The organism is Roseibium sp. RKSG952 (assembly GCF_009711355.1).
Map to the genome: position 1 here is coordinate 251354 of NZ_SMMF01000962.1, position 7215 is coordinate 258568.

The 7215-nt window shown below is 57.5% G+C and carries 7 protein-coding genes and 1 pseudogene; 3 read left to right on the forward strand and 5 right to left on the reverse strand.

Annotated features, from left to right (window positions below; genetic code table 11):
• Positions 1–6 precede the first annotated feature (6 nt).
• The 5 genes from ureC to E1297_RS45290 are packed head-to-tail and all read right to left on the reverse strand — an operon-like array spanning position 7 to position 3234.
• On the reverse strand, positions 7–1716 hold the full coding sequence (gene ureC, locus E1297_RS45270; RefSeq protein ID WP_155150181.1) for an urease subunit alpha: 1710 nt from the start codon (positions 1714–1716) through the stop codon (positions 7–9).
• Positions 1716–2021, reverse strand: a complete 306-nt coding sequence (locus tag E1297_RS45275; RefSeq protein WP_155150183.1) for an urease subunit beta — start codon at positions 2019–2021, stop codon at positions 1716–1718. The genes ureC and E1297_RS45275 overlap by 1 nt, the downstream gene beginning before the upstream one ends.
• Entirely contained in the window at positions 2018–2179 is a 162-nt protein-coding gene (locus E1297_RS45280; RefSeq protein ID WP_155150185.1) for a peptidase M23, read from the reverse strand. Before E1297_RS45280 ends, E1297_RS45275 begins: the two co-directional genes overlap by 4 nt.
• A gap of 13 nt (positions 2180–2192) precedes the next feature.
• Complete coding sequence (locus tag E1297_RS45285; protein WP_155150188.1) at positions 2193–2495, reverse strand: urease subunit gamma; 303 nt, start codon at positions 2493–2495, stop codon at positions 2193–2195.
• Between the two features lies 1 nt (position 2496).
• On the reverse strand, positions 2497–3234 hold the full coding sequence (locus E1297_RS45290; RefSeq protein WP_368669862.1) for an urease accessory protein UreD: 738 nt from the start codon (positions 3232–3234) through the stop codon (positions 2497–2499).
• Positions 3235–3755: 521 nt separating this feature from the next.
• Between E1297_RS45290 and urtA the strand changes: the two genes are divergently transcribed.
• From urtA to E1297_RS45305, 3 genes and pseudogenes are all read left to right on the forward strand, one after another.
• Positions 3756–4988 carry an urea ABC transporter substrate-binding protein gene (gene urtA, locus E1297_RS45295; protein WP_244328130.1) on the forward strand — a complete coding sequence of 411 codons (1233 nt, stop codon included), beginning with the start codon at positions 3756–3758 and terminating at the stop codon, positions 4986–4988.
• Between the two features lie 62 nt (positions 4989–5050).
• The gene (gene urtB, locus E1297_RS45300; RefSeq protein ID WP_155150193.1) at positions 5051–7003 is read left to right on the forward strand and encodes an urea ABC transporter permease subunit UrtB; all 1953 of its coding nucleotides are present in this window, start codon (positions 5051–5053) and stop codon (positions 7001–7003) included.
• 3 nt (positions 7004–7006) lie between these two features.
• A pseudogene (locus E1297_RS45305) lies at positions 7007–7215 on the forward strand (urea ABC transporter permease subunit UrtC); the annotation flags it as partial.

Genomic DNA, 7215 nt, shown 5'->3' on the forward strand with positions numbered 1-7215 from the left:
TTTTGATCAGAACAAAAAGTATCGTTGCGCCATTGGTAGCGTTTCGGCGGGTTGGCAGGTTAGCAGTTCGCCATCTGCCCGAACCTCGTAGGTTTCCGGGTCAACCTCGACTTGCGGCGTCGCGTTGTTCAGCAGAAGATCCTGCTTGCCGATCTCTCGCGTGTTCTGGACGGCGACGGTCTGTTTTGCCAATCCCAGTGTATCACCGATCCCATCCGCACAGGCGGCCTGCGAGACAAATGTGATCGCCGAGTTTTCCACCGACCGTCCGTAGGCGCCAAACATGGGGCGACTATAAACGGGCTGCGGTGTAGGGATCGAAGCGTTGGGATCACCCATCTGTGCACAAGCAATCGTGCCGCCCAGCAACACCATCTCGGGCTTCACTCCGAAAAAGGCAGGGTTCCACAGGACTAAGTCAGCGCGCTTACCTTCTTCGATGCTACCGATCTCATGGCTTAGGCCGTGGGCGATGGCTGGGTTGATGGTGTATTTCGCGATGTAGCGGCGGACGCGAAAGTTGTCGTTCTCACCGGTTTCTTCGGGTAGACGTCCGCGCTGTTTTTTCATTTTGTCAGCGGTTTGCCAGGTGCGGATCAAAACTTCGCCTACGCGCCCCATGGCCTGGCTGTCAGACGCGATGATGCTGAAGGCGCCCATGTCATGCAGGAGGTCCTCGGCTGCGATGGTCTCTCGCCGGATGCGGCTCTCGGCAAAGGCGACGTCCTCGGGGATGGACTTGTCGAGGTGATGACAGACCATCAGCATGTCTAGGTGCTCTTCGACCGTGTTCACAGTGAAAGGCCGCGTCGGGTTGGTCGAGGACGGCAACACGTGGTTCTCGCCGCAGATCTTGATGATGTCCGGGGCGTGGCCACCACCTGCACCCTCGGTGTGGAAGGCGTGGATTGTACGGCCTTTCATGGCTGCCACAGTGTTTTCGACAAAGCCGGATTCGTTCAGCGTGTCCGTGTGGATCATCACCTGCACATCCATCGCGTCAGCCACCGATAGGCAGCAGTCGATGGCGGCAGGAGTTGTGCCCCAATCCTCGTGCAGCTTCAGCGCGCAGGCACCGGCTTTGACCTGCTCTTCGAGCGCGGCAGGCAGCGAAGCGTTGCCCTTACCCGCAAAGGCCAGATTCATCGGGAAAGCATCCGCCGCCTGCAACATCCGCCCGATATGCCACGGACCGGGGGTGCAAGTGGTGGCCAGAGTCCCATGCGCCGGGCCGGTGCCGCCGCCAAGCATGGTGGTCAGGCCGGAATGCAGCGCGTCTTCGATCTGTTGCGGGCAGATGAAGTGAATATGACTGTCGAACCCACCTGCCGTCAGGATACGACCCTCGCCAGCAATGGCCTCGGTTCCGGGTCCTATGACGATGTCGACACTGGGTTGTGTATCGGGGTTTCCCGCCTTGCCGATCTTTGCGATCCGCCCGTCTTTCAGGCCGATATCAGCCTTGTAGATGCCCGAGTGATCAACGATCAGAGCATTGGTGATGACCGTATCCACAGCGCCTTCGGCGCGCGTGGTCTGAGATTGCCCCATCCCGTCGCGGATTACCTTGCCGCCGCCAAATTTGACCTCTTCGCCATAGCTGGTCAGATCACGTTCGACCTCGATCACAAGATCGGTGTCGGCCAGCCGCAGCTTATCCCCGGTAGTAGGGCCGAACATCGCGGCATAGTCTGAGCGCTTGATTTTTGCTGGCATCAGAGTGCCCCCATGACCTTTTGATTGAAGCCGTAGACCCTGCGCGCACCGCTGATCGGGATCAGTGAAACTTCGCGGGCCTGACCCGGTTCGAACCGCACAGCGGTGCCTGGAGCAATGTCCAGACGCAGGCCATGCGCAGCAGCGCGATCGAAGTCGAGCGCGGGGTTGGTTTCGGCGAAATGGTAGTGTGAGCCGACCTGAACCGGGCGGTCGCCGGTATTGGCGACCATCAAAGTGATCGCATCAGTGTCGGGGTTCAGGGTAATTTCACCATCAGCCGGGAACAGCTCCCCGGGGATCATTTGTTCGGCTTTGTGATCAGCGCGACAGCAGCCAGCGCAACAACTGCCAGCCCAACGCCCATCGCGGCGTAATCGGTGCCGTGCGCGTGGATATGCGTTCCGTTATGGGCTGCTGCGGGGCCAGCGAAGATCAGGGCGGGGAAAAGCATGCGGGTCATTTTGGTTTCCTTTTCAGCGAATGGGATTGTGGACGGTCACCAGCTTGGTGCCATCTGGAAAGGTGGCTTCGACCTGAACCTCGTGGATCATTTCGGGCACACCTTCCATGCATTGCTCTCGAGTGATCACCTCGGCCCCGGCTTGCATCATGTCAGCAACTGAACGTCCATCGCGCGCACCTTCGACCACGGCGTCGGTGATCAGAGCGATCGCCTCTGGGTGGTTCAGTTTGACGCCGCGTGACAGTCGCTTTCGGGCGACCTCGGCGGCCATGGCGACCAGAAGTTTGTCTTTTTCACGAGGTGTCAGATTCATTTCAGAGCATCCAGCATCGGGGTAATGTGTCTTTGTTCAACCGGCGCAAAACCGGCATCAGTGTGCGGCGAAGAGCCAAGCTGTTGTCGGCCAGAATACGGATAGCCAGAAGGCCGTCTTGGATTAGTGTTGCCCCTGCGTCCTCGGGCAGCATTTTGCGAATGGAATCCAGATGACCTTCAGCCGACTCCGAAGCAAAGACGATCAGCGCCATCGCTCCTGCACCGTTTGCAATATGCGGCTTGGACAGATGCTTGTGCCAATCACCAGAGAACCGGATCGCGTCAAGGAACACCGTTTTTCCTTGGCGTTGAATCTCGATCCGATCGTTCAGGCGGATATCGGTAAGCGTCTCGCCCATAGCGATGCGCCCGAAGATCAAAGGCTCTACCATGAGCAACTCGGCATCCGGTGCGATCTCGATTTTCAGGCGTCGGTCCAGAGCGCTGCCGTTGAACAGAATGGTCTCTTGCGGCAACCAGTTCAGCCGGGCTTCAGTCTCAACAGACAGATGATTGGTAATCTGGCCACATTCTTGCGGCTTGGCCTTGTAGGCGCGCTCGCAGGCTTGTGTTGTCAAAGTCAGCGCGGTTCCTTTCGCCGCCTTGCCGGAAAATCGAAATGAATCACCCCCGGTTATGCCGCCGGCCGTGTTTAGGAGAACCGCGTCAAGAGCAGGTGTATTGGTTCTGGGGAACAGGCACTTAAAAGACCCGGACTGGCGAAACTTGTTCAGCACCGTCCTGGCGCCCAATTGCTTGGTGCTCAAGCTGACGGCACCTGCAGCACGCGGTGGAACAGCACTGTGCGTGGGCAATATGGCTGTAACTTGGGTAATAAGGCACCTATAGAGCTTGGTTTGGTGGCACCTGTTTCTCTGTTGAAGGGGCGGAACACTAATCTACAGTGTCGAAATCTGCTTATTTCGACATCGCGCGTCTAAATTTTAGACAGCGACCCCGGTCTTGGATGAAAAAATAGGCGCATCTCGCCGATTTCCCAAATTGGGTTAATGGTAAGTTGCCAAGCTTGCTGCGATGCAGAAACCGTATGGGTGCCACCGCGGAAACGACCCGGGGGTGTGTGACGGCTGCGCGAATTGGACCTCGAACACAACCGCCACACGGAACGCAACAACAGTTGCGGGGATCAGGTAGAAGAAGAGTGTGCCTTTGCGCAAGCCCTCTCTCCCGGCCCCGCCAGGAGGATTACATGAAATCGCTCAAATCCACGCTCGCCGGATCACTTGTCTTTGCTGCCATGGCCACCGCCGCACTGTCGGCTGAAGACACGATCAAGGTTGGCGTGCTGCATTCGCTGTCCGGCACGATGGCGATCTCGGAAACCACGCTGAAAGACACGATGCTGATGCTGATCGATCAGCAAAACGCGAAGGGCGGCCTGCTGGGTAAGCAGCTTGAGGCGGTTGTGGTCGACCCCGCATCCGACTGGCCGCTATTTGCTGAAAAAGCGCGCGAGTTGCTGACCGTGCATGAGGTGGACGTGATCTTTGGCAACTGGACCTCGGTTAGCCGGAAATCGGTGCTGCCGGTCATCGAAGAGCTGAACGGCCTGCTGTTCTACCCGGTTCAGTATGAGGGTGAGGAAAGCTCGAAGAACGTGTTCTACACCGGTGCCGCTCCTAACCAACAGGCCATTCCCGCCACGGATTATTTCCTGGAGGAACTGGGGGTCGAGAAATTTGCTCTGCTCGGCACGGACTATGTCTATCCCAGAACCACCAACAATATTCTTGAAAGCTATCTGAAGCAGAACGGCATCGCGGATGACGATATTTTCGTCAATTACACGCCTTTCGGCCATTCCGACTGGTCCAAGATCGTGGCTGACGTAGTCGCGCTGGGCGCGGATGGCAAGAAAGTCGGTGTGATCTCGACCATTAACGGTGACGCCAATATCGGTTTCTACAAGGAACTGGCCGCCGCTGGCGTTACGGCGGACGATATTCCAGTCGTAGCCTTCTCGGTCGGCGAGGAAGAACTGTCCGGTTTGGATACCACCAACCTCGTCGGTCACCTTGCCGCTTGGAACTACTTCCAGTCGGCGGATACTGAAGCCAACGCGGAATTCGTGGACACCTGGAAAGCCACCATGGGCGACGAGCGTGTGACCAATGACCCGATGGAGGCGCATTACATCGGCTTCAACATGTGGGTGAACGCCGCGACCGAGGCCGGTTCGACCGAAGTCGACGCAGTACGCGCCGCGATGTACGGGCAGGAGTTCCCGAACTTGACCGGTGGTACTGCTGTGATGTTGCCGAACCACCACCTGGCGAAACCGGTTCTGATCGGTGAGATTCAGGAAGACGGCCAGTTCGATATCATCAGCGAAACTGATGTCGTGCCGGGTGACGCGTGGACTGACTTCCTTCCGGAGTCGGCTGTGCTGGTCTCTGATTGGAAAGAGTTGGGTTGCGGTATGTACAACACCGAGACCAAGACCTGCGTTCAGACCCTATCGAACTACTAACCGACCACGCAAGGCGGGTTTGTTTGCCCGCCTTGCCACAAAAGACATTCGGGTTTCACCACATGGTACGACTTTTCCTTGCGGGCCTCGCAATCCTGTGCGCCTGCCTGACTGCCAACGCTCAAGAGGTCGGTCTGCAACCGATCTTGCAAGAGCATCAGGAGATCATCACCAAAAGCTCGCGTAAGACGATCAAACCGGCGATTGATGCTATTGCGTCGAGCGGTTTGCCTCAGGCGCAAGTAATGCTTGAGACCTGGGCCGCCAAGAACATGTGGATGCGCAAGTCTGACGGTCTGTTCTTTTCTGGCCAGAAAGGTGAGGGGCGGTCGTATGAACTGACCGATTTCGATACAGGTGAGATCGTCGGCACCTTCGAGAAGTCCGAGCTTAAGCAGTTGAAGCCCAACAGCGGTATCCGCGCGATGATTGGGACAGCGTTGGTGCAGTTCCAACTGACCGATCCCAACCGCGCGAAGCGGCTGGCGGCCCTGCAATCCATTCAGCGTGATCCCGAAAGTGCACTATTAGAGCCGCTGCGGGCTTCGATAGACGATGAACCGGACACGGAATTGAAAGCGCAAAAACAGCGGCTTGAACGATTGCTGACGATTGGATTTGACGAAGATACCACAGCCCGCGTAGCCGCGATCGAAGAAATGTCTGGCGATCTGGGCGTAGATGTTCGCGCCGCTCTGAATCCTTTGGTCGTCACCTCCCGGCACGCCGCTCTCGAATTGCCCACGGACCTGAACGTCGCAGTTATTCTTGAAGCGGGCTCAGAAGTCTTAACGTCCGACGAAGCATATGACTTGCTCGTTGCGGGAAACCTCGCCCCACCGCGTGTTTCTGCGGAAGACATCAGAGCGGCACTATCGGCTAATATTGTCAGGGGGCGTGTAGGTGACATTCCAGTCGCTCAACTGAATTCAGACGCAATGCGCGAGCGTGCGTATGCCTCTCTGGCAGAGGCCGGGCTCCTGCCAGTCTTATTCACGAACGCAGACATCAACGCTGCAGTTAACACGCATATATTCTTTGAAACGTACAGCGAGCCGTCTGCCGAGGTCACTGAAGCAGCCGAGAAAGCCCTGGAACAGATTGAACTGAAGGTCGGTCTGAACCAAACACTCGACCTGACGCTGGACGCGATCTCACTGGCGTCGATTTATTTCCTCGCCGCCATTGGTCTGGCCATCACCTTCGGCGTGATGGGCGTGATCAACATGGCGCATGGCGAGTTCATCATGATGGGCGCCTACACCGGTTACGTGGTGCAACAGTTCATCCCTGACCACACGCTTTCGATCGTTTTGGCAATCCCCATGGCCTTTGCAGTGACATTTGCCATGGGTGTCGCGATGGAGAGGTTGGTGATCCGCTGGCTTTATGCCCGGCCGCTGGAGACACTTCTGGCGACCTTCGGTATCTCAATTGCCCTGCAGCAACTGGCCAAGAACATCTTTGGTACACAGGCTCGCCCGCTGACCGCACCCGGATGGCTGGATGGGGCGTGGGTGCTGAACGATGTGGTCTCGATCAGCTATATCCGCATCGCGATCTTTGTGCTGGCGATGATCTTTCTGGGGCTGTTCCTCTACATCATGAAACGGACCCGGCTTGGGCTTGAGATGCGCGCCGTGACGCAGAACCCGCGCATGGCGGGGTCGATGGGCATCAATCCGGGGCGGGTGAATATGCTTACATTTGGGCTTGGCTCCGGCATCGCCGGGATTGCCGGGGTTGCAATCGGCCTTTTCGCCAAGGTCACCTCGGATCTGGGCAGCGATTACATCGTGCAGAGCTTCATGACCGTGGTTGTCGGCGGTGTCGGCAACATCTGGGGGGCGCTGGCGGGTGCCGGAATGATCGGCTTTTTGCAGAAAGGCATCGAGTGGATGAACCCGTCGAACACCCTCGCGGCGCAGACTTACATGATCATCTTCATCATTATTTTCATCCAGTTCCGGCCAAGGGGCATCATCGCCCTCAAGGGCCGCGCGGCGGGGGATTGAGCCATGGAACGCAGCTTTATCGCCAAGAACCCATCCGTGCTGGTCTTTCTTGCCATCCTGTCCCTGTTCACCCTTAGCGTGACGATCCTGTCCGAGGGTTTCGGGGTCGGTGTGATCTCGACCAGCTTCGTCAAAACGTTAGGCAAAACCCTGTGCCTGTGCCTGATCGCAGTGGCTATGGATCTGGTCTGGGGCTTCACCGGCATCCTGTC

Bases quoted from the DNA above. Each gene is read 5' to 3' on its own strand.
- ureC (WP_155150181.1), bottom strand. From the start codon at position 1,716: ATGCCAGCAAAAATCAAGCGCTCAGACTATGCCGCGATGTTCGGCCCT.
- E1297_RS45275 (WP_155150183.1), bottom strand. From the start codon at position 2,021: ATGATCCCCGGGGAGCTGTTCCCGGCTGATGGTGAAATTACCCTGAAC.
- E1297_RS45280 (WP_155150185.1), bottom strand. From the start codon at position 2,179: ATGACCCGCATGCTTTTCCCCGCCCTGATCTTCGCTGGCCCCGCAGCA.
- E1297_RS45285 (WP_155150188.1), bottom strand. From the start codon at position 2,495: ATGAATCTGACACCTCGTGAAAAAGACAAACTTCTGGTCGCCATGGCC.
- urtA (WP_244328130.1), top strand. From the start codon at position 3,756: ATGGCCACCGCCGCACTGTCGGCTGAAGACACGATCAAGGTTGGCGTG.
- urtB (WP_155150193.1), top strand. From the start codon at position 5,051: ATGGTACGACTTTTCCTTGCGGGCCTCGCAATCCTGTGCGCCTGCCTG.